This window comes from Chryseobacterium sp. SC28 (genome assembly GCF_003932955.1).
Classification (GTDB): domain Bacteria; phylum Bacteroidota; class Bacteroidia; order Flavobacteriales; family Weeksellaceae; genus Epilithonimonas.
This window is the reverse complement of record NZ_QOVY01000025.1, coordinates 1-21,772: the sequence shown is the minus strand read 5'-3', so window position 1 is coordinate 21,772 and position 21,772 is coordinate 1. Positions and strand designations below refer to the sequence as shown.

Below are 21,772 nucleotides of genomic sequence, written 5' to 3'. Positions count from 1 at the left end.
CAGTAAAGGCGTCTTAATCTACTCATTATTTCAAGATAGATAATAAATAAATCTACCACATATCCTCCACCACCAATTTTCACATCAATCAGCAGTGGGCTTAATGCGCATAGCCACTCATAAAACTGATCGTCATAATAGCTAAAACGATGACTGAAATGACAACATAAACGTAGTCTTTCTCCTTAATATAACCGATCAACGCAAAAACAATCCGCACCAACGGCGTCAAAATCAGAAGCAAAATCCCCAGCTGAATGATGGCCATTCCCTCGCCTTTGCACAGTGAATTCCAAAACTTGCTCCAGACCTGCTCCGAAGTGCTTCCCATATCCAGAAGTTTGTATTTTTTTGGCATTACAAAACCTTCCATAAAAAGCTTCACAAATCCAACCAAGGAAGTGAGTACCGACAAAAGGACTCCCAACCTCAAAAGGTTTCCGACAGACCGCGTCAAATCTATATCTGTAAATGGTTTTGTTCTCATTATTGGAAATTTTTAGCCAGACCGTTGTACATCATATAAATAGACAATATCGTGATGACAATTGCAAAAAAAACTTTCAGTTTTTTGGTTTTGGAAATCATCAAAGTCTTGGATCCGATAAAACTGCCTACAACCACGCCAATCAAAACCGGCGCTGCAATCACAGGAATGATTTGTCCACGTTGGAAAAAGATCAATGCGCCGGCAACCGCCGTGACGCCGATCATGAAATTGCTCGTCGTTGTAGAAACCTTGAACGGCAGCTTCATGATATTGTCCATTGCCAGAACCTTCAAAGCACCGGAACCGATGCCCAAAAGTCCGGACATTGCGCCGGCAAAAATCATCATCAGAAACCCCGGAATGGTGTTGCGCGCTGCATAATGCTTGATGCCGTCTTTGTCCGGAAAAGTTCCGTAAAGTTTCAGTTTATCTGCCAAGCTCCCTTTTACCAATTCTTCCTGATGATCTGGTTTTCCTTTCAGATTCAGCAAAACTGTGAGAGTCAGAATGCTTGCAAAAATAATTCCGATGGTATTGGGATTAAGATATCCGGAGAGCAACGCACCCATCACAGCACCGGATGTGGTTGCTATTTCCAGAAACATCCCGATCCGCATATTGGTAAATCCTTCTTTTACAAACGCCACGGCCGCTCCCGAAGAAGTGCCGATGACAGACACCAGAGAAGCGCCAATGGCATAATGCATCGGAACGCCAAAACCAAGCGTGAGCAGGGGAATAATGATGATGCCGCCGCCCAAGCCCGTAAGTGATCCCATCACTCCGGCGGCAATGGCGCCGATAAATAGAATAATGATTTCTGACATATCGCAAATATAAAGGTATTGATTTGTCTAAACAAACTTTGCAAAAGATTATTTTGATGTATTTTTGTAATTCAATTTTTTAGAATGAAATTGTTCTATGTGATTTTAGGCGGTACGCCAGCAGGCAGAAATATCGAGCAGCACGATGTTTTCTTCGGCATCGCTGCTCGTTTGGAAGATTTGATCCCGGAAATGAAAACTTTTTGGAACGGTGTCAAAATTCATATCGACTGCTGGCAGGAAGTCAGGTTTGCAGACGGTTACGAATTGAAAATCAAAGAAAAGGTTTCTCAAAAAGATCATAATCAGTTGTTTTTTGTCAATCTTGGAGGCTACCAATATGGACATTTTCAAGAGTTTCACGAGCAGCATCTGATGGTCGGAAAATCTATGGCAGAAGTCATAAAAAGAGTGAAGCAGACAGCGTTTTACAAAAATATGGGTTTCGAAAAAGCTGTGAGCCACATCGACGACAAACACGGCGTGGACATTGATGATATTTACAACGTTAATGATCTTTTGTCAACAGAAACTAAAAACAAATATTCCATCATTCTCGAAAAATCCCAATGCGAAAATCAGGAAAATGAGATGAATATCGGATACCTTAAACTCAAGTAAAAATTCAAAATAGAAAGATTTGCTGAACGCAACACCTTAAAAACAAATTTATTACAAATGAAAATCGGAATTTTAGGCGGCGGTCAATTGGGGAGGATGTTCATTCAGGAAGCCTTGAAATACGACGACGACTTTTATGTTTTGGATCCAAATCCCGACTGTTCTTGTGCCAATATTTCGCATTTCACGCAAGGAAATTTCAACGATTATGATGATGTTTTGGCGTTTGGCAAAGACAAAGATGTCGTGACCGTCGAGATTGAACACGTGAATGTGGAAGCTTTGGCAGAATTGGAAAATCGGGGGGTTAAGGTGATTCCGAATTCAAAAATTATCAAAATCATCCAGCAGAAGATTCTTCAAAAAGAGTTTTATCAATTCAATCAAATCCCAAGTCCCGAGTTTGAAATCATCTGGAATGCCGATGAAAAGGTCATTTTCCCTTTGCCGTTGGTCCAGAAACTGAATACGGGCGGCTACGATGGGAGGGGCGTTCAGATCCTCAAAGAAGAAGGCGATTATGAAAAATTTTGGAAAGAACCTTCGGTTTTGGAACAGCTGGTGGATATCGATAAAGAATTATCTGTCATCGTTGCCAAAAATGAAAACGGCGAAACCAAAACTTTTCCTGTGACAGAGATGGTAGCCGATCCCAAGCTTAATCTATTGGATTTCAATATTTGTCCGGCGGATATTTCCGTGGAAACTCAGATTCAGATTGATGAGATTGCGCAGCAATTTCTCGATAATGCAAACTCGCCAGGACTTTTTGCCATCGAATTGTTTCTTGATAAAAAAGGAAAAGTTTGGGTCAATGAAACGGCGCCTCGTCTGCACAATTCCGGTCACCAGTCGCAGGAAGGCAATGCCAATTCCCAGTTTGAGCAATTCTACAGGGTTTTGAAAAATCTACCTTTGGCAGATACCACTGCTGTTGGATTTTCCGGAATGCTCAATTTGGTGGGCGAAGAAAATTACTTGGGAAAAGTCAAATATCAAGGTCTCGAAGAGGTTTTAAAATTGCCGAAAACCTATGTTCATTTGTACGGCAAAACCGAAACCAAACCGGGGCGAAAAATGGGACACATCAATGTTTTGGCCGATTCGAGAGAAGAATTGATGGAGAAATTGATCCAGGTCAAATCTTTGGTCAAAGTCGTTGCAGAGTGATTTAAAAAATAATGTTGAGCCGAAACCTGTCAAAATTGAAATCTATTTTTTACATAGTTAAGTTTTACACCTTTGCGAACCTTAAAACACTTGGTAGTTAAAAAAAACTTTGCGCACTTTGCGTTAAAAAATAAAACCTTCAACCATTGCTGAGCAAAGCGCCCTTGCGAACCTTAAAAAATATTTTCAACAAGATCAAAAAAACTTTGCGCACTTTGCGTTTAAAATATTCATTGACCAATTTGGTGATTCATTGTATCACTTAGTTAAGTTTTACGCCTTTGCGAACCTTAAAACGCTTGGTAGTTAAAAAAACCTTGCGCACTTTGCGTTAAAAAATAAAAACTTCAACCATTGCTGAGCAAAGCGCCCTTGCGAACCTTAAAATATTTTCAACAAGATCAAAAAAAACTTTGCGCACTTTGCGTTTAAAATATTCATTAACCACTTTGGGGACATAGTTAAGTTTTACGCCTTTGCGAACCTTAAAAACGCTTGGTAGTTAAAAAAAACTTTGCGCACTTTGCGTTAAAAAATAAAACCTTCAACCATTGCTGAGCAAAGCGCCCTTGCGAACCTTAAAAATATTTTCAACAAGATCAAAAAAACTTTGCGCACTTTGCGTTTAAAATATTCATTGACCACTTTGGGGATTCATTTTATCACTTAGTTAAGTTTTACGCCTTTGCGAACCTTAAAACGCTTGGTAGTTAAAAAAAACTATGCGAACTTTGCGTTTAAAATATTCATTGAATTACGCGTTATCAAATCATAAATAAAGATTAATCTTTATCTTTGAACAATCAATAAATTTTGAAAAATGGTCGGAATAATAATGGGCAGCCAAAGCGATCTCGCCATAGTGCAGCAGGCGGCAGATTTCCTAAAATTTTTGGAAATACCCTACGAACTCACCGTGGTTTCGGCGCACAGAACGCCCGAGCGAATGTTTGAGTACGCCAAAACGGCGAAAGATAGGGGTCTGAAAGTTATCATTGCCGGAGCGGGCGGGGCGGCTCATCTGCCGGGGATGGTTGCCAGTTGTACCACTTTGCCTGTGATTGGTGTTCCGATTTTATCTTCAAATTCTATCGATGGCTGGGATTCCGTTTTGTCGATTCTTCAAATGCCTTCCGGAATTCCCGTTGCAACAGTTGCATTAAATGGAGCGACAAATGCCGGGATTCTTGCAGCGAAAATCATTGGTGCTTTTGATTCTGAGGTTTCTAAAAAATTAGAAATTTATCAAAATTCATTAAAGGATAAAGTACTCGGAACGGTAGATGAGATTAAGAAATCGCACCCGAATAATTTTGATTAGTAGGTTTCCTGAGCTTTACTTATAAGATTTCATCAATTCTACTTATCCAAAATCCCCCGAATTTTATTGGCATTCACGATCAATTCTTCCAAATAGTCAAAATTCTCCTTTTCCAATGCCGATTTGAATTTTCTGAGTTGCGCGATATGCTCATTCAGAACATCCAGAACATTTTCTTTATTCTGCCGAAAAATAGGAACCCACATTTCCGGATGCGATTTTGCCAACCGAACCGTGCTGGAAAAACCGGAACTTGCCAGCTGAAAAATCGTATCTTCTTCGCGTTCTTTCTCCAAAACAGTATTGGCTAATGCATAAGAAGTGATATGCGAAATATGCGAAATATAGGCGGTGTGAAGATCGTGCGCCTCGGCGTTCATATAAATCGGATGCATTTCCAGATGTGCGATCACTTTTTCCACGATTTCCAAAGCATCAGGATCTGAATTTTCTTGATCGCAGATGACCGCGGCGTTGCCCGTAAAACTGTCTCGGGTTGCCGACTGTGGACCCGAATTTTCCGTTCCCCACATCGGGTGGAAGGCTACAAAACGTTTTCTTTTCGGATGATTTTGAATGGAGGCTACTATGCCCGACTTCGTGGAACCAACGTCCATAACGGTTTGATTTTCAGTGATTAGATCTAAAACCGAAGGCAAAATGCTTATTGCCGCGTCCACAGGAATAGCAATGATAATCAAGTCCGAATTTTTCACGCCATATTCCAGCTTGGCTTTTTCATCGATGATGTTGATTTCCAGCGCTTTATTAAGGTTTTCCTCATTTTGATCGATTCCGAAAACGAAGTCGGTCATTTTTTTGTCTTTTAATTTCAAAGCCATTGATCCGCCGATCAGTCCGGTTCCGATAATGCTGATTTTCATTTTTAATATTTTATTTTTGATTAACAAAAAACCCCGTCTTTAGGACGAGGTTTTGATATGGTTGCATCACGAATCCTAATCCTTATCAAGGGTTTTGACGTCGTAATAATATGTAGCAAGAGGTTTCATCAGACGAAGATAAACATTAATTCTGAAAATATCCAATAAATTCCAATTCAAGATCAGATTAAAATAAAGGCAAATCGCTTCTATTTTTTTTTGAAACTTTCTATTTGCGAAGGCTTCGACAGGTTCAGCCTGACACGGTTGAGATAAAGGCTCAGCCTGACATTTTTGAGATAAATACGCTGAGATTACCGCACTATCTTATTTTTTTCAGTCCAGAAAACGTTGCTACATTTTTACATTTGGAATAATGAACCTCGAATCTTGGATTATTTTTCGGATAGAGGAGCAGATATTCCGGGCAAGGCTGTTGTTGTGCCTTGCTTCTGTCAAAATCTATTTTGCCGGCAGAGAGGATGCTGTCTTTCAGAAATTTTTCAGAAATGTTTTGAGCTTCCATTTCAGTTTTGAAAGCCGGAGAATAAGTAAAATCTTTGGTCAGAGTTTCGGCGATCACCCTGTCGTTTGGGAAGTAGGAGCAGGTGGTTCCTTTTTGATTGAGGATAAAAAAGACGATGATTAACCCAAGAACAAGCCCGATGGAGTAGAATTTGATTTTTTTGAGCATGCAGCAATTTTAAAAAATCAAGAGGTTAATGTCGTGATAAGGCAGATCGAATCTGTTGCAAATCAGCTGTTTGGTATGTCGGCCTTTGTACATATACAGCGATTGTTTGATTTCGCTTTTATGAATCAACATATTTTCGAAGCCGCCTTCATCATCGTAGCCCAAGAGGTAACTGAGGAAGAAATTGCTGATGGCTTTGGTGGTAGTTCTCGGCATTTTGGAGGTCAGATTGGGCAGTCCGCAATGGATCACGCCGTGTTTTATGACAAATGGATTTTCAGTGGTGGTGAGTTCAGAAGTTTCGATCACTTTTCCGTTGTCGATGGTAATATCGATGATGACGCTGCCTTTTTTCATTTTTGTCACCATATCCTCGGTCACGATGGGCGGGAGGTTAAGTCTTGGCAATGCACCGATTACGACGTCGGCTCTCCGTAAAGATTTTGTCAGCTCTTTCGGGTCGATAATGGAAGTTGGCACGCGGCTGTCAACCAAAGTATGAAGCCTTCTCAGTTTGGAAAGGGAATTATCAAAAACTTTGACGCTTGCGCCCAAGCCAATCGATGCTTTGGTGGCAAACTCGCCGACGATTCCTGCGCCCAGAATGACCACTTCCGCCGGTCGCACGCCTGTGATACCGCCCAGCATCAAGCCGTTGGACATTGCCAAAAGTTCGGAAGCGTACAAAATAGAAATGCTGCCCGCAATTTCGCCAATCAAGCGCACAAGAGAGAGTTGCTTGTACTCATCGATAATAAATTCAAAAGCGATGGCATTGACTTTTTTGGAAGCCAATTTCAGGAAATAATCTTTATCCCTAAGGTTGATTTGCAATGCAGAGATGAGATAGGTGAGGGGTCGCAAATACTCAATCTCCTCTTCGGTCGGCGGATTTATTTTGAGAACGAGATCTTGTGCAAATGCCACTTTCGGATCCTCGGTGATCTCGGCGCCCGCTTCCGAATACAAAAGATCGGTGTAATAGGATCCCAAACCAGCACCCGCCTCGATGATGACTTTGTGACCATTATTGACCAAAATCTGGACAGCATCCGGCACAATGCAAGTTCTTTTTTCATTCAGGCAGGTCTCTTTGGGAACCCCGATGCTGAATGTTTTACCTTTTTTTACTACTTCTAGTTTTTCTTCTTTTGGCATCAGCTCTTCTTCGGTAAAGGGCGTAAATATGGTTGACGTACTGCTCATAGAAAGGAATCGTTAATCAAAAAATAAAAAACAAAGATAAAACAATTTGTGAGAAGCTTAATAAAATTCGATTTCTCTTCCCGAATCTGTTGAGATGATGGTCATTTTGTGATGAGGATAGCGCTTCAATTCGTGGATATAAACCTCGGGCCATTCGATGATGGCGAGGTAGCAATTCTCGAGATATTCCTCAATTCCGAGGTCGTAGGCCTCTTCGGCAGAGCGGAGTCGGTAGAGATCGAAGTGGAACACTTTCCCTTTTGGCGTCTCATATTCGTTCACGATGGCATACGTTGGCGACGAAACTTCGTCTGTGCTGCCCAATTCTTTGAGGAGAACCTGAGAAAAAGTGGTTTTCCCCGCGCCGAGATTGCCCTCTAACAGTAGAATGCGGTGTTGGATTTGAGGAATAATTTGTTTTGCAACGCCGATCCACTCTTCCGCTTGATTAATAGAAAATTTCAATGCTGTTTTTTATGCAAATTTAGACGATCTGCAACGAAAAGATTTAAGCTATCAATAAAAAAATCCAATTCAATGAGCTGAATTGGATTTAAAATACTTTAATCTTTTAAATTTAAGGTTGTCTCCAGTAAGACCACACGGTACCGTTGTAAACCGCCAACAGTTTTTTGCCGGGGTCATAAACCAACATTCCCGGAGCCGGGTTTTTGATGTTGGCTGCCGGATCTGTTACCAAAGGAGGAATCATAGCTTTGTTCGTGTCTGCCAAAACCAAGATGCCCGGCGTGGTGTCTGTAGCGGGGTTTCCGCCGATCATCGACTTGGCAACCGTCTGTTCGGGGTAAGCCGCGTTGGTTTGCAGAGAATTGTCTATCGCCACGTTGCCACCTGTCGCAGGTGCTTCATTCGTATGCACGGTGAGATCTACCCAAGTGCCATTGTTTTTGCTGACTTTCACTTTTCTGTCGCTCACGTCTAAGATGAAGGTTCCGCCTTTTGCATTGGCTGTTGGCGACAATGATACGCCTGCCGCGCTGCTTGCCCACGGGAGAATTATCCCCTTGTTTCCTGTGCCAAATTCCAAGGAAACACTGGCGTTCGTGATGCTCGTTTTGCCGATGGCGACCTGCGCAAACGATAATGAAGCCATCATTACAGAAATTATCGATATATATTTCGTTGTCATAACTTTTTCTTTTTTTAATGATTAAAATTAATTTTCATCAGGACAAGATTGAGTATTGAAACATTTCCAACCGCTTCTTGTTCCGTCAACATTCACTTTAAGGCAATCATTGGTGGTGTCATAGTACATCATTCCTGCGATAGGGGATGTGATAACCGCAGTTCCCGAACCATCTACCGGTTCACCTGCGTAAGTACCCGTGGTGCTGGCAGGCATTCTGTTGATGACCAGACCTTTGGTGCTGGCTTCTAAAGCCGTCCAGCCGCTTTGTCTTACCATTGGCCAATTTCCAGTGTTTGCGCCCGCTCTGTTGAAGGCGGTGATGCCGTGATTGGTAGGGTAGGTATTTCCGTCGGTTGCCGGTGCTTTGTAGCATTTACAAGAATTTATTGCGCTGTTCTGCGAATCGCCAATTCCTTGTCCCAGGTCGGCGGCTCCGTCGGTGGCATCTGCTACTCCTGCCAGGTTACTTGGGTTGGTACCTGCGTTGTAATTATTTCCGGCATTGTTGACCAACTGTGGAACGCCATTGGCAGCAGCAGAAGTGCTAATAATCTGGGCAGGTGTGCCGGCGGTGGTTCCATTGTATGTTACATTGATTTGTCCCGGATTGGTGGGGCTGGTCAATGGATTGACTTGGTTGTATTTTACATTTTCCGAGCCTTCTATCGCATCGGGGCAACCGTCTCCATCTGAATCTAAATCCAAATAATTCGGTATGCCATCGCTATCGGTATCAGTTGAAAAACAATATGAAATGGTATCTAAATGACCATAATTATGGACAAACATTCTAATTCTGTAGGTTCCCGCAGGAAGACTGACGGACTCAATTGAACTTTTATACCAATTTTCATCTCCCATAGCTTTAGTTAAATTTATGGTATTGCCTTGTGCTACAATAGTATTAGTAGATTGATTTCTTATCTGAATATTTGTAGACCAAGCTTGGTAGCCACTTGTTCCTGTTTCTCTGTTCGCAAACCAAGCAGAGGCAGAAACTACAGTAGCAGTAGTTAATGTAATGTCTTTGTAAACGTAGCCATTGGCGCCATTTATGTCAACATATTGTGTTCCCGACTGCGCCACATTGGGGCCACTACCATAGCCAGTTCCATCTACTCTTATAATATTAAATGCAGTGATACCTAATTCTTCTACTCCCCAGCCATTGTAGGGGTTGGCATTAGGGAAATTATTACCATTAATATTTGTTACTGCGGGACTGTCAAAACCGTCAATTGCGGAAGTAGAAGCAATGGTACACTGCCCTTCAGTAGTATCCAATATCCCGTCGTTGTCATCGTCTAAATCTGATGAGTCAAAAATGCCATCGCCATCCGAGTCCGGAATAATGGGTGTAGTAGAGACGGTAGCGGTATTATTAGACGCAACGGGGTCTGCTATTCCGCTGGTGGTGCCGATCGTGGCAGTGTTTGTATAATTTCCGCTTGGTTTTACTGTTGCTGTGATGGCAAGGGTAGCGCTTCCTTGGTCGGGTCCATTGCCAATAGTCCAAACTCCTGTTCCGGGAACATAAGTACCCGCAGTAGTGGTATGGGAGACATAGGTATAACCCGAAGGCAATAAATCATTTACCGTAACATTATTATTATTGGAAGCACCCAAATTAGAAGCTGTAACCGTAAAAACCACATTGCTGCCTTCGGTTGGCGTGGCGTTGTCCACCGTTTTTGTAACCCTTAGGTCAGATTCTTCGGCAGTTAAACCAATAAAAAAAGCATCCTGTCCACCCCAATTTGCATTGAAGAAACCACCATTTCTATTGCCATAGACTTCCAAAACAATGGTTTTAATGTCGTTGTTCTCAAATTTAACGGTGCCTCTCCCCGAATTTGTAGTAGCAGCATCAGTTTGCCCTGTATAACTATTATTAATCGTTTTTGGAGTAGCAGTATTATCTACTGTAAGACGTGTTCCTGACAATAGAGAAATGTTTGTACTTGCTAATATGCTGGTTCCGGAAGAATTTAATACCGATTTTACCGTAAACTCAGCAGAATAAGATTCTGAACCATCATAGGATCCTAATGCTTTAAAATGCAAATGTGGATTAGTGGTTCCTCTGCTTAGCGTAATCGTGATTTCCCCAAATTTTATTCTGCCATTTGCGTCTTGTGTCCCAGCTGAGGCTAAATTAAGAACAATATACGGAGCGTAATTTGTATTGATATCTATCCCACTTCCAACGGCAGCCCCTCCATTGCTGGTGTACTGTGAGTTGTCGTTACCGGCATTGCCAACTGCATTCATCAAGGTATAGAAAGGTGTCACTCCTCCGTCTCCAAAATACACCGCATTCGTAAAGTCGGTAGCGGTTACTTGATAGCTAACGGTTAAAGGACTTGGTGTAGAATAGCTTACTAAGGTGGTTGCTGTACCGTTATTATTGGTATCCTTTTGCAAAGCAACCGTCAGGTTCGTAGAAGTATTGACGCTTGGCACCACATTCCCCATTTCCAAATCGGGGTAGGTCTGCGAAAAAACAAGACCGCTTACTAATACAATAAGCATCAGCATCTGTTTTTTCAGATAGTTAATTTTTTTCGATTTCATTAGATTTTTTTATGAATTTTAAATAAAATAAGCTTATTCCTGAAAATATAAAACCTACACCAATAGGCAATTTTCGTGAATAATTAGATCAATTGATAGGAAATCAAATGCGGCGGCGGCCTCGCAAAAAGCGTATTTTCTACCTTTTGAGAATGATAGAAAAGATAAAGCACCGTGGCTCTATTTTGGTAAAAACGCAGGAAAACCTTCCAGCCATTTTGCGCTTGCAAAAAAGCATTGGTGTAATTGCTGCAACTGGTTATTCCTTGGTTTAAATAATCATTAGAACTGCTGAAATAGGCATTGGGTGCGCTGTTTTTATTATAGACGGCAATCTTCTGTGCGGATTTCTGTATTTTCTGGAGTAACCGCTGTTCTGCTGCTTTCTTGGCGTTTTTTTTCTCGGCAAGAATATTGGGGTGCTTGGCAGGCGCTTGTCTTTCGAGCTGCCGGTCGTTTCTCCTTTTAGAAGTTTCGGAAGCAGAAGAGGCTATGACGGTTACATTATTTTCAGCATCTTGATAAATAACGGTAGCGCCTTCAGAAATATGGATATTTTCAAGCCCCGAAATAGCAATCTCCTGCGAATAAGAACCAACAGAATAAAAAAGAAGGAGCAATAGCACAGAGCGGTGAAAAACTCTGTTAAAAAGAATTTTTGAAATCAGAGGGCTTAGAAGTTTATCGGAATATCTATTCCCAAAATAATTTTTCTCCAATGCTTGATTTGTGTTTCTGTTGCAAAAGTAATCAAATTATTTTATTAAGTACATAATTCATAGCATTTTAGATATTAAATCGTTGAATTCGCTTCGGCAATCGGTGCAGCGTTACTTTTTTAACCCTTATTCAGGATCAAGATTGCACTCATTGCCACGCGATTGTTTTGAAATCCATTATGTATAGACCGAAAAAATTGATAAATTTACCTCGTGATTAGCAAAGAGACCATAGATCAGATTTTCTCCACCATCCGCGTCGAGGAAATCGTCGGCGAATATGTGCAGCTGAAGCGGGCAGGCTCCAACTTCAAGGGTCTGAGCCCCTTCCGCGACGAGAAAACACCCAGCTTCATCGTCTCCCCAAGCAAACAAATCTGGAAAGACTTCTCGACGGGGAAAGGCGGCACGGCCATCTCTTTCCTGATGGAAATAGAAAATTTTACCTATCCCGAAGCCCTCCGGCACGCCGCCAAAAAATACGGCATCGAGATCCAAGAAGATGTCAAACAATATTCGGAAGAACAAAAACTGGCGCAGACCGAACGCGATGTTTTGTACAAAATCCACGAGATTGCCAACGATTTTTTCCAAAAGCAACTTTGGGACACTGAAGAAGGCCAATTGATCGGCTATTCTTATTTCAAGGAACGGGAGTTGCGGGACGACATCATCCGGAAGTTTCAGCTCGGCTATTCGCCCGAAAAGAAAAATGCCTTTACCGAATTTGCGCTTGAAAAAGGCTACTCCAAAGATATTTTGGAAAAATCCGGGCTTTCCATTTTTCCGGAAAATTCGCCGTCGGGAATCGACAGATTTCGGGATCGCGTCGTCTTTCCGATTCACAGTTTTTCGGGTCGTGTTTTGGGTTTTGGCGCCAGGATTCTCAAGAATAATATCAAAACGGCGAAATATCTGAACTCTCCGGAAACCGAAATTTACCACAAATCCAACGTTCTGTACGGCATAAACCAAGGCAAGCAAGCCATTTCCAGAAAGAATCTGTGTCTCTTGGTCGAAGGTTATATGGATGTGGTTTCGCTTCATCAATCGGGCATTGAAAACGTGGTGGCCAGCTCCGGAACGTCTCTCACGACGGAGCAAATTAAATTAATCAAAAGACTGACGGAAAATGTCACCATCCTTTTCGATGGCGACAATGCGGGCATCAAAGCCAGTTTCCGAAGCATCGATATGTTGCTTTCCGAAACGATGAATATTCGCGTGCTGCTGTTTCCCGATGGCGACGATCCGGATTCTTTTGCTCGAAAGCATCCGCAGGATTTCGTCGAAAAATTTATTGATAACGAAGCCAAGGATTTTATCGATTTCAAAGCAGAAATTCTTCTCGGCGAGGCCGGCAACGATCCGATCAAAAAAGCCGAGGCCATTCGCGATATTGTAAAATCGGTGGCGTTTGTCCAAAACGGATTGAAGCGCGAAGTTTATGTGAAAGAAATTTCGAACAAATTTGGACTCAGCGAGCAAAGTTTGTTCAATGAACTTCAAATCCACAAAAACGCCGTAGAACGCGAGAGGCGGCCGGCATTTCAGGAAAAACAAGTTTCGCAGAAGTTGGAAATCGTACCGGAAACTTTGACCTCGGTGAATCCGCTGGTGGTGCTGGAAGAAAAATTGGTGGATCTGATGCTGAAATATGGCGACCGCGTTCTCGACCGCAAAGATCAGGACGGCAAGGCCTATCAAATCACAGTGATCGAGGAAATCCTCAACCATCTGCAAGAAGATGACTGCGAAATCCAACTCAACATCAATAAAAAAATTATTTCCGAGATCAAAGAGGGAATTGAGAAGAACGAGTTGCGTTCCGGCGATTTTTTCTTCAATTTTATGGACGAAGAAGTTTCCGGCAAACTCGCCAATGCACTCATCGACAATTATCAAACCAGCAACTGGAAGCAGCACAATATCTATTTCAGCACCGAGGAAGACGTCGTCCCGAAAATCGTGTCCGACGTTATCCTAAGGCACAAAAGAGAATATGTGGTGAAGATAATCAACGATCTCAAAAATTCGCTGAAAGAGGATCAAAACGGCGCGCCCATCTATCGTCAAATTCTCTTGCTGACGCAACTGAAAAACAAATTAGATAGCGAATTGTTTCGGATTTTGTGACAGAAAGTCCTACTTTAGCAAAGGAATAAAAATTGCAAACTCAATAGAGATTTAAAAACAAGCACATAGAATATGGACATTAAAAAAGAATTTAGAGATTTCTCCGTAAAACATTTGGGAAACAACGGCCTGGCAACAGATCAATATATGGGAATGTTTAACCCGACGAACCTTACGCCCTACATTATGGAAGAGCGCAGAATGAACGTGGCACAGATGGACGTTTTCTCCCGACTGATGATGGATAGAATCATCTTCCTTGGAACAGGAATCGACGATCAGGTGGCGAATATCGTGACAGCGCAATTGCTGTTTTTAGAAAGTTCCGACTCCACCAAAGACATTCAGATCTACATCAATTCTCCGGGCGGAAGCGTTTACGCAGGATTGGGAATCTACGACACGATGCAGATCATCAAACCAAGCGTCGCCACCATCTGCACCGGAATGGCCGCCTCTATGGGCGCCGTGCTTCTGGTAGCAGGGGAGAAAGGAAAACGTTCCGCACTGAAACACGCCCGTGTGATGATCCACCAGCCCAGCGGCGGTGCGCAAGGCGTAGCCTCGGATATGGAAATCAATTTGAGAGAAATGCTGAAACTCAAAAAAGAACTCTACGACATCATTTCCGAGCATTCCGGAAAAACCTACGAATGGGTAGAAAAAGCCTCCGACAGAGATTATTGGATGACCTCTACCGAAGCTAAAGAACACGGAATGGTAGATGAAGTGCTCGAAAGAAAAGCATAATAAGCAGTAATTTTAAACAAGGAAACTTGATTCATTTTGAGTCAGGTTTTTTTTATTTGGGCGCCTTTATCCGCCCTCCGTTCCCGCTTTTTTCTTTTTTGAAAAAAAAGAAAAAGAGCTCCACTCAGGTCGGGGCGCGCTTCGCAACAGAGCAGATTTGCCGATCAAATTAATAATTAACAATTAACCATTAATAAGTAATAAAAACATTTTGCAGAAAATCTCAATTTCACTACTTTTGACGCATCAAATTTAATTTCATGAAAAAATCAGTGATATTATTGGCTTCTGCTCTTATTGTTGTTTCTTGCGACATTCCTGCCGGCGGCAACAAAGGCCGTCTGAAAAAAACAGACGACGTCGTGCGATATGATGACCCCAATGCCCCAAAAGGAACGTACAAACCAGCCGCTGACACCGCGACAACAGCTCAATCCGTAGCCTCCGACACCGCAAAAACCGCGATGGCTCCGGAAGTCAAAACTGCAACCGCAGAAACTCCAAAATCTGAACATTAATCCGATTTTATAAAAATATTATCAAAAAGTATGTCTTGCCTTTGCAGGACATTTTTTATTTTTACAAACCGCAATAAGTTAAAACCAGCCATTCTAATAATCATCACCATTGATTGTTCTTTGATGAGTTTGAAACTAATAATCATTTCAATAATTTAAAAAAATCTTTGCGCACTTTGCATTTCAAAAAATAAATATAAAAAATGAGCACCACCCAAACATACATCAACGAAAACAAACAACGTTTTCTCGACGAACTTTTCGACATCCTAAGAATCGCTTCCATCAGCGCAGATCCGGCCTACAAATCAGAAGTCCTGAAATGTGCCGACGAAGTGGCAAAACATCTGAAAATTGCTGGAGCAGACAACGTCGAAATCCTTGAAACCAAAGGCTATCCCATAGTTTTCGGAGAGAAAATTATCGATAAGAATTTGCCGACTGTTTTGGTTTACGGTCATTACGATGTCCAGCCTGCGGATCCTTTGGATTTATGGATCAGCGATCCCTTTGAACCCGTGGTGAAAAAAACGGAACTTCATCCAGACGGTGCCATCTTCGCACGAGGTTCTGCAGACGACAAAGGTCAATTCTTTATGCACGTCAAAGCGTTCGAAGCAATGATGAAAACCAATTCGCTACCTTGCAATATCAAGTTTTTGATAGAAGGTGAGGAGGAGGTTGGTTCGGCAAGTCTGGCAGATTTTCTGGAAGATCACAAAGAAAAACTAAGCTGCAACGTCATCCTGATTTCCGACACACACATTTATTCTAACGAACAACCGACAGTGACAACGGGTTTGCGAGGGCTGTGCTATGTAGAAGTTGAAGTCGAAGGTCCGAATCGTGATCTGCATTCAGGGCTGTATGGCGGCGCCGTTCCTAATCCCATCAATGTATTGGCTAAGATGATTGGCGACCTGATTGACGACAAAGGCCACATCACCATCGATGGTTTCTACGGCAATGTTTTGACCGTTTCCGAGGAAGACCGAAAAGAAATGAACAAACTGAAAGACGATCCGGAAGCATACAAAAAATCAATTGGTCTTCAGGATATTCAAGGCGAGGAAGGCTATACGACTTTGGAAAGAGCATCGATCCGACCCAGTTTGGACGTGAACGGGATTTGGGGCGGCTACATCGGCGAGGGAGCCAAAACGGTGATTGCTTCCAAAGCTTTTGCTAAAATATCAATGAGACTGGTTCCAAATCAAACACCAGAAGAAATCGTGGAAAAATTCACAAAATATTTCGAAAAAATAGCGCCCAAAAGCGTGAAAATAAAAGTGACGCCGCACCACGGCGGGATGCCTTACGTTCTGGAAAGCGACACCAAAGAATTCCGAGCCGCAAAAAAAGCGATGGAAAAAGCCTTCGGAAAAGAAGTTCTGCCGTACAGAAGCGGCGGCAGTATTCCGATTACGTCGTTGTTTGAGAAAGTGTTGGGCGCAAAATCTGTCCTGATGGGATTCGGTCTGGATTCCGACGCCATCCATTCGCCCAACGAGCATTACGGACTTTACAATTATTACAAAGGCATCGAGAGCATCCCGTATTTCTTTGAATTCTATACAAAAGGATAAAATATTAAGACAGATTACGTGGTCTTTTTTGTTAATATTAAAATAAAAAAATTATGTCGAAAGTAGTATATATCACAGGCGGAAGCAAAGGCATCGGATACGGAATTGCAGAAGTATTGCTGAAAAATGGTTACCAAGTTGCCATCTGCGGCAGAAAACAAGAAGATTTAGATAGAGCGGTTTCGGAACTTAAGGAGATTTCGGAAAGTATTTTTGGAGTCATATCTGATGTTCGCAATTTTGCCGATGAAGAAAATGCAGTTTCCAAAATCATACAACGATTTGGTAAGCTGGATGTTGTGATCGCCAATGCCGGTTTGGGGATTTTAAAACCGGTGGATGAACTCGGCATCGAAGATTGGAACGCCATGCTGGAAACCAACCTTACCGGATGCTTCTACACCTTGAAAGCCTCGGTAGAAGAACTGAAAAAATCAGAAGGATATTATATCACAATTGCAAGCTTGGCAGGAGCCTACTTCTTCGAAAACGGCGCGGGTTACAACGCCTCCAAGTTTGGCGTGGTAGGCTTCACGCAGGCTGCGATGATTGATCTTAGAAAATACAAAATCAAAGTTTCCACCATACTTCCCGGTTCTGTCGCGACTTATTTTGATGGAAATGTGCCTTCGGATAAAGACGATTGGAAAATCCAGCCGGAAGATATGGGACAGCTCGTCCTCGATATGCTGAATATGAATCCGCGAGTTTTGCCAAGCAAAATCGAGTTCAGACCAAGCCAAGTGAAGAAATAAATGGGGTTTTACCTGTTTTTTATTAATTGAAATGCCAAAAAATGGAAGAATTTTCTTCGCAAATTTGTCCATTATCTTCAATGACATTTGGGAAAATATGTTAAAAATCCGATTAATATAGGCTTCCCCCATTACTATTTATCAAATAATAATAAATTATGCATGCATAGCATTTTTTATATAAATTAGCCGAGTTCATAATAACAAAAATATAATTGTATTACGATGAAAATATTAGTTTGTATCAGCAGTGTTCCGGACACAACGAGTAAAATTAACTTTACGGCAGATAAGTCTGCCTTCGACAAAACCGGAATCCAGTGGGTCATCAATCCATTGGACGAATTTGCATTGACAAAAGCGATCAAATTGCAAGAGTCTCAAGGCGCAACCGTCACCGTAGTGAATGTGGGAGATGCCGGAACAGAAGCGGTTATCAGAAAGGCTTTGGCCATCGGTGCCAACGACGCGATAAGAGTTAATGCAGAAGCAAAAGATAGTTTTTCTGTCGCTAAAGAAATTGCAAAAGTTGCCCAAGACGGCGGTTACGATCTGATTTTAATGGGCAAGGAATCCATCGATTACAACGGCGGCGCAGTCCCGGGTATGGTAGCGCAGTTGCTGAATTTCCCTTTTGTCAACGCTTGCGTGGGCTTAGAAGTTAGCGGTTCGGAAGCTACGGCTGTACGAGAAATTGAAGGTGGAAAAGAAACCATTTCCGTGAAGTTGCCGGCCGTAGTCGCAGGACAAAAAGGCTTGGTGGATGAGAAAGATCTCATCATTCCCAATATGAGAGGGATTATGTCTGCAAGGACCAAGCCTCTTCACGTGGCAGAACCTTCGAATGCCGAAGTGAAAGTGGAAGCGGTTTCGTTCGACAGCGTGGCGCCCAGAGCGGCGGTGAAACTGGTTTCCCCAGATAACTTGGACGAGCTGGTAAGATTGCTTCACGAAGAAGCAAAAGTAATCTAATCGGATTCAAAATACATACATATTTTAATTTTCAATCATTAAATCAAACAAAAATGGCAGTATTCGTTTACGCAGAAAATATAAACGGCATCTACAAAAAAGCGGCCTTCGAAGCCGTTTCCTATGCCAAGGCAATCGCAGCAAAATTAGGAGATTCAGTAACCGCAATTTCCATCAATCCCACCGATTCTTCGGATTTACTTTACAAATGTGGCGCGGACAAAGTTGTTCATGTAAAAGATGCGGGTCTGAAAAATTTCAGTTCAAAAGCTTATGCAGAGGCCGTAGCACAGGTTTTTGACGGCAAAATCATCGTTTTTCCTCATACCACCGACGCTTCTTCCGTTGCGCCAATGCTGGCGATTCAGAAAAATTACGCGTTGATTACCAATGCGGTTGACGTTCCCGAAAGTACATCGCCCTTCCAAGTAAGGAGAAAATCCTTCTCCGGAAAAGGATTTATGCACGCCAAGGCCAATGCAGACGGGGTAGTCGTCACGGTTTCTCAAAATGCTTTTGGTGTTAAAGAAAATCCGGCATCCGGTTCGGAGGAAGTGAAAGAACTGAGCATCACCAACGACGATACCAAAGTCATCAACCACGAGCAGTCCTCCGGGAAATTAGATCTTAAAGAAGCCGAAATCGTTGTTTCCGCAGGAAGAGGTCTGAAAGGGCCGGAAAACTGGGGAATGATCGAAGAACTGGCCAATGTCTTGGGGGCGGCAACTGCCTGTTCCAAACCCGTTTCCGATATCGGCTGGCGACCGCACACAGAGCACGTGGGGCAGACCGGGAAAGCCATCGCGCCCAATCTTTATATCGCAGTTGGTATCTCCGGCGCTATTCAGCATTTGGCGGGTGTCAACGGTTCCAAGACCATTGTTGTGATCAACAATGATCCCGAAGCGCCATTTTTTAAAGCGGCAGATTATGGTGTCGTAGGCGACGCTTTCCAAGTGGTACCTGCGTTGACGGAGAAAATCAAAGCGTTGAAAGGCGCCTGAAATCCCTTTAAATAAAAATCAAAAACCTGAGTGATTGGCTCGGGTTTTTTTATGGAATCATCATGAAATTTTGGCGACCATTCAGAAAAGATGTAGCACTAAGGCTTTTATATGTTTCGGGCTTGCGACGTTTTGGAACTTTCAATGCAAGATAAACACAATTTGTGATATGCAAAAATCCACAATTTCTCGATAAAAAATTACCAAAATATTTTATATTTGCTAAATGGATTATAAAAGATTAATCATACGAGGAATATCCTACAGCCAAACCCAGTCGGGTGCTTATGCACTGCTGTTGGAACATGAAGAAACATCGGTGAAACTGCCAGTCGTGATTGGTAATTTCGAAGCACAGTCCATTTCGTTGGGATTAGAAAAAGATATCCATCCGCCACGTCCGCTCACGCACGACTTGTTCACACAGTTTGTAAAAAGTACACACTTCAAAATAGAGTCGGTTATTATTTATCAAATTAAAGACGGGGTTTTCTTTTCCAATATTAATTTCAAAAATCCATTGTCAGACGAAGAACTCATTTTGGATGCCAGAACTTCGGACGCTGTTGCGATGGCGGTTCGCTTTGATGCTCCTATTTTTACAACGGCCGAGGTCTTGAACGAAGCCGGAATTCTTTTAGAACTTGATGAAACGCCAAAGATGGGAGATGAAGCCGAAGCTGGAGAGGTGGGCGCATTCAACGATCTGTCCGGACTCTCTTCGGAAGAACTGGATCAGTTGTTGGCAGATGCCGTGAAGGAAGAAGATTACGACACCGCTCTAAGGCTGCAAGAAGAAATCAAGCGAAGAAACAAAAAAATAGAATAATCTGTACCAACATCCTTGACGATAAATGAGTCTAAAATTACGATTGACAATCCTTAGCTTTCTGCAGTTCTTTATCTGGGGAGCTTGGCTGATTACGATAGCAAACTTTTGGTTTGGAACCAAACATTGGGATGGCACACAGTTTGGCGCGGTCTTCGGTACGATGGGCATTGCCTCGATTTTTATGCCAACCCTCATCGGAATTATCGCGGATCGCTGGGTGAATGCCGAAAAGATTTATTCTGTATTGCAGATTCTGTATGGTGTGGTGCTTTTCATTTTGCCACATTCGGAGACGCCCACTTCTTTCTTTTATATCATGTTGCTGGCCATGTGTTTTTATATGCCAACGATCGCATTGACCAATTCCATTTCCTATACGATCCTGAAAAACAGCCATTTGGACGTCATAAAAGATTTTCCCCCGATCAGAGTTTGGGGAACCATAGGATTTATAGTCGCAATGTGGATTACGAATCTTACTGGAAATAAAGCGACGGAAGGACAGTTTTATATCGCTGGCGGTGCTGCTATTCTTTTAGGTTTATATGCATTGACGCTGCCGAAATGTCCTCCCCAAAAATTAATCGACAAGAATGCGCCACTTTCCGAGCAGTTGGGTCTTAATGCTTTCAAACTGTTCGGTAATTACAAGATGGCGCTTTTCTTTTTGTTTTCGATGTTGCTGGGTGCAGCTTTGCAATTGACAAATGCTTACGGCGACGTTTTCCTTAGCGAATTTGCGAATTATCCCAAATATGCCGACTCGATTGTTGTGGAAAAATCGACACTCATTATGTCTATTTCACAAGTTTCTGAGACTTTGTTTATCTTGGCGATTCCATTTTTTCTAAGAAAATTCGGGGTCAAAAAAGTAATGCTCATGAGCATGCTTGCATGGGTACTGCGTTTCGGATTATTTGCTTATGGAGATCCTGTAGACGGCCTTTGGATGATTATCCTCTCGTGCATAGTTTACGGAATGGCCTTCGATTTTTTCAATATTTCCGGATCATTATTTGTAGAAACTACCACCGACAAAAAGATCCGCTCCTCTGCACAAGGTTTGTTTATGATGATGACGAATGGTTTTGGAGCCGTGTTGGGAAGCAATATCGCAGGCTGGGCCATTGACCGGTTTTTTACCATCAGGTTCACAACGGTGCAAGACTTGGCGGCATTTTTGCAGACAACGCCCGACAATTCTACCTTTCTTCAAATTCTTAAAAAATCGTTCCGTTCCGCTGTCAATCCGGATGGCACATTATCGTACCCCGTCTTGGTAAAAGATTGGCATCAAATCTGGCTTTATTTTGCGGCTTATGCGCTCGTGGTGGCTGTGCTTTTTGCCGTGTTCTTTAAACACAAACATTCTGTTGAAGAAATCAAGACAGAGAATCTGTAGATTAATTTCCCGATAACGTTGCAATTTTTTGTACATTTAATGAAGAATAACCTGTTGTGCATTTAGAATAAATTCATTTTAATTTTGTTCAAACTTCTTTTGAAAACAAAGAAATTGAGATATTGAATCATTGTAAAAGATGTGATTTTGGAGGTAAT

Annotated in this window: 21 protein-coding genes; 12 read left to right on the top strand and 9 right to left on the bottom strand. The window is 42.2% G+C overall.

The annotated features are described in order from the left end of the window. Nucleotides 1-100 precede the first annotated feature (100 nt). Together DTW91_RS11555 and DTW91_RS11550 are read right to left on the bottom strand one after the other, a co-directional pair. Entirely contained in the window at nt 101-487 is a 387-nt protein-coding gene (locus DTW91_RS11555; protein WP_125203519.1) for a DUF1634 domain-containing protein, read from the bottom strand. Next, complete coding sequence (locus tag DTW91_RS11550; protein WP_125203518.1) at nt 487-1,317, bottom strand: sulfite exporter TauE/SafE family protein; 831 nt, start codon at nt 1,315-1,317, stop codon at nt 487-489. Before DTW91_RS11550 ends, DTW91_RS11555 begins: the two co-directional genes overlap by 1 nt. Before the next feature lie 84 nt (nt 1,318-1,401). On the opposite strand from DTW91_RS11550, the gene DTW91_RS11545 reads away from it, so the two are divergent. From DTW91_RS11545 to purE, 3 genes are all read left to right on the top strand, one after another. Then, complete coding sequence (locus DTW91_RS11545; RefSeq protein ID WP_125203517.1) at nt 1,402-1,938, top strand: DUF1543 domain-containing protein; 537 nt, start codon at nt 1,402-1,404, stop codon at nt 1,936-1,938. Nucleotides 1,939-1,995: 57 nt separating this feature from the next. Beyond that, a complete protein-coding gene (locus DTW91_RS11540) occupies nt 1,996-3,108 on the top strand; it encodes a 5-(carboxyamino)imidazole ribonucleotide synthase (RefSeq protein ID WP_125203516.1) in 1,113 nt (370 codons plus the stop codon). An 820-nt stretch (nt 3,109-3,928) separates the two neighbouring features. Then, nucleotides 3,929-4,429 carry a 5-(carboxyamino)imidazole ribonucleotide mutase gene (gene purE / locus DTW91_RS11535; protein ID WP_125203515.1) on the top strand — a complete coding sequence of 167 codons (501 nt, stop codon included), beginning with the start codon at nt 3,929-3,931 and terminating at the stop codon, nt 4,427-4,429. A gap of 38 nt (nt 4,430-4,467) precedes the next feature. Here the strand turns inward: purE and DTW91_RS11530 are convergent, their stop codons facing one another. The 7 genes from DTW91_RS11530 to DTW91_RS11500 all read right to left on the bottom strand — a co-directional run bounded on the left by DTW91_RS11530 (nt 4,468) and on the right by DTW91_RS11500 (nt 11,560). Continuing rightward, nucleotides 4,468-5,313, bottom strand: a complete 846-nt coding sequence (locus DTW91_RS11530; protein ID WP_125203514.1) for a prephenate dehydrogenase — start codon at nt 5,311-5,313, stop codon at nt 4,468-4,470. Between the two features lie 322 nt (nt 5,314-5,635). Beyond that, entirely contained in the window at nt 5,636-6,007 is a 372-nt protein-coding gene (locus DTW91_RS11525; RefSeq protein WP_125203513.1) for a DUF4258 domain-containing protein, read from the bottom strand. Between the two features lie 9 nt (nt 6,008-6,016). Next, complete coding sequence (locus DTW91_RS11520; protein WP_125203512.1) at nt 6,017-7,213, bottom strand: alanine dehydrogenase; 1,197 nt, start codon at nt 7,211-7,213, stop codon at nt 6,017-6,019. Between the two features lie 57 nt (nt 7,214-7,270). Beyond that, complete coding sequence (tsaE, locus tag DTW91_RS11515; RefSeq protein WP_125203511.1) at nt 7,271-7,678, bottom strand: tRNA (adenosine(37)-N6)-threonylcarbamoyltransferase complex ATPase subunit type 1 TsaE; 408 nt, start codon at nt 7,676-7,678, stop codon at nt 7,271-7,273. Nucleotides 7,679-7,790: 112 nt separating this feature from the next. Next, a complete protein-coding gene (locus tag DTW91_RS11510; RefSeq protein WP_125203510.1) occupies nt 7,791-8,363 on the bottom strand; it encodes a hypothetical protein in 573 nt (190 codons plus the stop codon). 27 nt (nt 8,364-8,390) lie between these two features. After that, on the bottom strand, nt 8,391-10,940 hold the full coding sequence (locus DTW91_RS11505) for a DUF11 domain-containing protein (protein ID WP_125203509.1): 2,550 nt from the start codon (nt 10,938-10,940) through the stop codon (nt 8,391-8,393). 83 nt (nt 10,941-11,023) lie between these two features. After that, nucleotides 11,024-11,560, bottom strand: a complete 537-nt coding sequence (locus DTW91_RS11500; protein WP_125203508.1) for a hypothetical protein — start codon at nt 11,558-11,560, stop codon at nt 11,024-11,026. 312 nt (nt 11,561-11,872) lie between these two features. On the opposite strand from DTW91_RS11500, the gene dnaG reads away from it, so the two are divergent. From dnaG to DTW91_RS11455, 9 genes are all read left to right on the top strand, one after another. Continuing rightward, nucleotides 11,873-13,795 carry a DNA primase gene (gene dnaG, locus DTW91_RS11495; RefSeq protein ID WP_125203507.1) on the top strand — a complete coding sequence of 641 codons (1,923 nt, stop codon included), beginning with the start codon at nt 11,873-11,875 and terminating at the stop codon, nt 13,793-13,795. 72 nt (nt 13,796-13,867) lie between these two features. After that, on the top strand, nt 13,868-14,545 hold the full coding sequence (gene clpP, locus DTW91_RS11490; RefSeq protein ID WP_125203506.1) for an ATP-dependent Clp endopeptidase proteolytic subunit ClpP: 678 nt from the start codon (nt 13,868-13,870) through the stop codon (nt 14,543-14,545). Between the two features lie 260 nt (nt 14,546-14,805). Beyond that, complete coding sequence (locus DTW91_RS11485; RefSeq protein ID WP_125203505.1) at nt 14,806-15,063, top strand: hypothetical protein; 258 nt, start codon at nt 14,806-14,808, stop codon at nt 15,061-15,063. Between the two features lie 203 nt (nt 15,064-15,266). After that, entirely contained in the window at nt 15,267-16,649 is a 1,383-nt protein-coding gene (locus DTW91_RS11480; protein WP_125203504.1) for a dipeptidase, read from the top strand. A 53-nt stretch (nt 16,650-16,702) separates the two neighbouring features. Next, the gene (locus DTW91_RS11475; protein WP_125203503.1) at nt 16,703-17,404 is read left to right on the top strand and encodes an SDR family oxidoreductase; all 702 of its coding nucleotides are present in this window, start codon (nt 16,703-16,705) and stop codon (nt 17,402-17,404) included. Between the two features lie 225 nt (nt 17,405-17,629). Further along, nucleotides 17,630-18,376: an electron transfer flavoprotein subunit beta/FixA family protein gene (locus tag DTW91_RS11470; protein ID WP_125203502.1), complete on the top strand. Its 747-nt coding sequence runs from the start codon at nt 17,630-17,632 to the stop codon at nt 18,374-18,376. Nucleotides 18,377-18,429: 53 nt separating this feature from the next. Continuing rightward, the gene (locus tag DTW91_RS11465; RefSeq protein WP_125203501.1) at nt 18,430-19,380 is read left to right on the top strand and encodes an electron transfer flavoprotein subunit alpha/FixB family protein; all 951 of its coding nucleotides are present in this window, start codon (nt 18,430-18,432) and stop codon (nt 19,378-19,380) included. Nucleotides 19,381-19,606: 226 nt separating this feature from the next. Next, nucleotides 19,607-20,209 (top strand): bifunctional nuclease family protein, encoded by a 603-nt coding sequence (locus DTW91_RS11460; RefSeq protein ID WP_125203500.1) that lies wholly within the window; start codon nt 19,607-19,609, stop codon nt 20,207-20,209. 25 nt (nt 20,210-20,234) lie between these two features. Next, nucleotides 20,235-21,614, top strand: a complete 1,380-nt coding sequence (locus tag DTW91_RS11455; RefSeq protein ID WP_125203499.1) for a nucleoside permease — start codon at nt 20,235-20,237, stop codon at nt 21,612-21,614. The last annotated feature ends 158 nt before the right edge of the window (nt 21,615-21,772 follow it).

Coding starts and splice junctions, on each gene's coding strand:
- DTW91_RS11555 (WP_125203519.1), bottom strand. CDS start 487: ATGAGAACAAAACCATTTACAGATATAGATTTGACGCGGTCTGTCGGA.
- DTW91_RS11550 (WP_125203518.1), bottom strand. CDS start 1,317: ATGTCAGAAATCATTATTCTATTTATCGGCGCCATTGCCGCCGGAGTG.
- DTW91_RS11545 (WP_125203517.1), top strand. CDS start 1,402: ATGAAATTGTTCTATGTGATTTTAGGCGGTACGCCAGCAGGCAGAAAT.
- DTW91_RS11540 (WP_125203516.1), top strand. CDS start 1,996: ATGAAAATCGGAATTTTAGGCGGCGGTCAATTGGGGAGGATGTTCATT.
- purE (WP_125203515.1), top strand. CDS start 3,929: ATGGTCGGAATAATAATGGGCAGCCAAAGCGATCTCGCCATAGTGCAG.
- DTW91_RS11530 (WP_125203514.1), bottom strand. CDS start 5,313: ATGAAAATCAGCATTATCGGAACCGGACTGATCGGCGGATCAATGGCT.
- DTW91_RS11525 (WP_125203513.1), bottom strand. CDS start 6,007: ATGCTCAAAAAAATCAAATTCTACTCCATCGGGCTTGTTCTTGGGTTA.
- DTW91_RS11520 (WP_125203512.1), bottom strand. CDS start 7,213: ATGAGCAGTACGTCAACCATATTTACGCCCTTTACCGAAGAAGAGCTG.
- DTW91_RS11510 (WP_125203510.1), bottom strand. CDS start 8,363: ATGACAACGAAATATATATCGATAATTTCTGTAATGATGGCTTCATTA.
- DTW91_RS11505 (WP_125203509.1), bottom strand. CDS start 10,940: ATGAAATCGAAAAAAATTAACTATCTGAAAAAACAGATGCTGATGCTT.
- clpP (WP_125203506.1), top strand. CDS start 13,868: ATGGACATTAAAAAAGAATTTAGAGATTTCTCCGTAAAACATTTGGGA.
- DTW91_RS11485 (WP_125203505.1), top strand. CDS start 14,806: ATGAAAAAATCAGTGATATTATTGGCTTCTGCTCTTATTGTTGTTTCT.
- DTW91_RS11480 (WP_125203504.1), top strand. CDS start 15,267: ATGAGCACCACCCAAACATACATCAACGAAAACAAACAACGTTTTCTC.
- DTW91_RS11475 (WP_125203503.1), top strand. CDS start 16,703: ATGTCGAAAGTAGTATATATCACAGGCGGAAGCAAAGGCATCGGATAC.
- DTW91_RS11470 (WP_125203502.1), top strand. CDS start 17,630: ATGAAAATATTAGTTTGTATCAGCAGTGTTCCGGACACAACGAGTAAA.
- DTW91_RS11465 (WP_125203501.1), top strand. CDS start 18,430: ATGGCAGTATTCGTTTACGCAGAAAATATAAACGGCATCTACAAAAAA.
- DTW91_RS11460 (WP_125203500.1), top strand. CDS start 19,607: ATGGATTATAAAAGATTAATCATACGAGGAATATCCTACAGCCAAACC.
- DTW91_RS11455 (WP_125203499.1), top strand. CDS start 20,235: ATGAGTCTAAAATTACGATTGACAATCCTTAGCTTTCTGCAGTTCTTT.